The organism is Pseudomonas sp. MD195_PC81_125 (assembly GCF_014060985.1).
Taxonomy (GTDB): domain Bacteria; phylum Pseudomonadota; class Gammaproteobacteria; order Pseudomonadales; family Pseudomonadaceae; genus Aquipseudomonas; species Aquipseudomonas parakoreensis.
In genome coordinates this window covers 1-553 of record NZ_JABULD010000991.1, presented here as the reverse complement: position 1 = coordinate 553, position 553 = coordinate 1, and the positions used below count along the sequence as shown (strand labels likewise).

Sequence of the window (553 nt, the reverse complement as noted above, 5' to 3'; positions counted from 1 at the left end):
GTTGCCGACCTGCTTCATGCGTTTCTTACCGGCCTTTTGCTTTTCAAGCAGCTTTTTCTTACGGCTTACGTCACCGCCGTAGCATTTGGCCAATACGTTCTTTCTGAGTGCCTTGACGGTGGTCCGGGCGACGATCTGACCGCCAATGGCAGCCTGAATCGCCACGTCGAACATCTGACGAGGAATCAGTTCTTTCATCTTCTCGGTCAACTGGCGACCTTTGAAGTGCGAATTGTCACGGTGCACGATCAACGCAAGGGCGTCGACCTTGTCACCGTTGATCAGCACGTCCAGTTTCACCAGATTAGCCGATTGGTAACGATCGAAATGGTAATCCAGCGAAGCATAGCCGCGGCTGGTGGATTTGAGACGGTCGAAGAAGTCCAGGACCACTTCGTTCATCGGCAGGTCGTAGGTCACTTGGACCTGATTGCCGAGGAACAGCATGTCGACCTGTACGCCGCGTTTCTCGATGCACAGGGTGATGACGTTGCCCAGGTGCTCCTGCGGAACCAGGATGTTGGCGCGCACGATTGGTTCGCGCATGTCTTCG

The 553-nt window shown here is 54.8% G+C and carries 1 pseudogene; it reads right to left on the bottom strand.

The window, feature by feature from the left end:
• Positions 1 to 553 (bottom strand): annotated as a pseudogene (locus HT737_RS30760) (elongation factor 4); the annotation flags it as partial.